Source organism: Candidatus Cloacimonadota bacterium, assembly GCA_020532085.1.
Lineage (GTDB): Bacteria > Cloacimonadota > Cloacimonadia > Cloacimonadales > Cloacimonadaceae > Syntrophosphaera.
In genome coordinates, this window is sequence record JAJBAV010000097.1 from 1 (window position 1) to 2,526 (window position 2,526).

Below are 2,526 nucleotides of genomic sequence, written 5' to 3' on the forward strand. Positions count from 1 at the left end.
CGAAGGAAGAATCGAAACAGACTACACAGGCAACAAGGCCTATTCTGCCATCCGTATAACGGAGGGCGGAGCACTAGTTATGGGAGGTGGCGTGATCGATTCAGAGGTCTACGGCATATACGTCGCCTCCGGAGGAGAACTCACGGTGAACGACGGCAGCATCTATGCGAGATACTCCGCCATCTCCGGCAACGGAACCCAGAACGGGGCCGTGGTGGAGATAAACGGCGGGGCGTTCAAATCCCACGAAACGGCGGCCGTGTACTTCCCCAGCACAGCGAGTCTGACCGTGGAAGGCGGAACCTTCGAGGGTAAGACCGGTTTCGATATACGGGCGGGAGAGGTATCGATAGTTGATGCCGAGATAACCGTGACGGGGGAGGCCTCCGACGGCGAAGCCGGAACCAGCGGCCCCTCCTCCTGGGGGATGGGCATAGCGGTGATCGATCACTCGAGTTATGCGAAGGACTCTGAAATTTCGGTGTTCGTCGGTGAAGGAACGACCGTGGAAGGCGGATCTTACGATCTCTACATAGGGGATCTGAACAGAATCGGTTCCGGGGATAATGGGAATGGCTTCAACATGGGAAAGCTGGGTGAGACTTACACAGCCAGCCATGACATCTCGGTGACCGTGGAAGGCCTCTTGGAATACAACACGGCCAAAGCAGCAGAGGATTCCCCAAGGTTCGTTGTTAATATGGGTTCGGAACCCGAAACAAGTACGACAATCAAAATAACCATAGATCCCGTAGCGAAGCGGATATTCGCCAACGGCACTCCGATCAACATAGACGACGGTTCGGCAGACCCTCAGAGCAGCATAAGCATTGCGGCTTGGGACAACGGTTCGCCCGGTGTTTGGGTGAAGACGATCGACACGATCGACATATCATCCTACGACGTGTTCGGAGGATCCGAAGAGACCGCGGTCGAGAACACCTACGTTTCGGTGACCGGAGGAGTCCTGGATGACGTCATAGGGGGCGGTTATTCCGCTGTTGAGGAAAGCGAAGCCGACGTCACCGGATCCTCCACGGTGGTCGTCGATTCCGGTAACGTGGACGATGTCATGGGCGGTTCGGTGGGTTATGCCCGGGTGGTCGCCGCTCACGTCCGTGTGAGCGGAGACACGACCGCCTGGTATGTGGCCGGAGGCGGTTCCATGAACGGCGTAGGCTCATACGATGCGCCTACCGGCATCGAACACTTCCTCAACACCACGGGCACGACCGAAGTGACGATCGAGGGGGGCGTGATTGTCGCCGTCTTCGGCGGATGCTACGGAGGTTATTCCTACGTGGACACGGCTGAGACCCAGATATCCGGCGGCAGCATCGGCACGGTCGTGGCCGGCGGCATGAACGGAATAACCTCGGAAGCGACCTTGAACATAGAGGGGGATGCAGACATAGGATGCATAACCACAGGTAACAGGGGAGAGGTCACGAAGGCCGTCATCAACGTGGCGTCCCTGACCGGGGCCGAAATACTGATCGTCGGGGCGACCACGGGCAACACAAGCACCGACGGAGGCCCCAACGCCATATTCGGCGATATAACCGTCAACGTGGCGCAGAGCGACGTCATAGGGAAGATGATACTCGGAGGGTCCATCTGGACGAATTCGCATTTCAACCCCTGGGCTCCCGAACGCTGTGATTCCCTGTCCGATGCCGACATAACGATCAATGCACCCGGATACACGATCCTGAGTTACGATCAGGACGGATCAGGAGTCGATGTGGCCAGGGACTACACCGTCGGAGCAGGGAAGACCTGGACGATAGGTGCGGAAACGACTTTAGAAGTGGTTTCGGGCGCAACTCTGACGATTGATGGATCAGTCATAAGCACCATATCCTTCGACTCCGACGGCGGCTCCGATGTCCCGTCGATAACCGCGGGCTGCGGCTCGGCCGTGGAAGCCCCGGATGAACCTACCAGGGACGGATACACATTCGCCGGATGGTACGCTGAGGGCTCCGAGACCCCGTTCGTGTTCGACACCATGCCGCTGAACGGCGCGTCCCTGACCGCCCGGTGGACCCCTGTGGAATACACGATACACTTCGACTCCGACGGCGGCTCCGATGTCCCGTCGACAACGGCGGACTACGGCTCGGCCGTGGAAGCCCCGGCGGCCCCGACCAAGGACGGATGCATATTCGCCGGATGGTACGCGGAGGGCTCCGAGACCTTGTTCGCGTTCGACACCATGCCGCTGAACGGCGCGTCCCTGACAGCGAAGTGGGTTGACGTGTCCGAAGAGGTATCTGTGCAGGCAGATGACGATAAAGTCATGATAGGCATACCGGAAGATTGCGATGTGGTCCAGCTGGAGATGGTTTTCGAAGACGATGCCAAAGTGACCATAGAGGAGGACAGCATAGGCTCTGTCGCGGGCGGGTTGCTGGAGGTCTCGCTCTCCAAGAGCGGAGAGGGTGAGATATTCGAACTAACCATGACCCTCGGGGGCGAGGAGGCGTCCGGCTTCGGGATAAGGGTCACCCTGCCCTATGCCGG

General features: G+C 58.8%; 1 protein-coding gene. It reads left to right on the plus strand.

Annotation, left to right across the window (positions count from 1 at the left end):
- Nucleotides 1-91 precede the first annotated feature (91 nt).
- The coding region (locus LHW45_11370) for an InlB B-repeat-containing protein (protein ID MCB5286168.1) at nucleotides 92-2,526 on the plus strand (2,435 nt) is incomplete at its 3' end.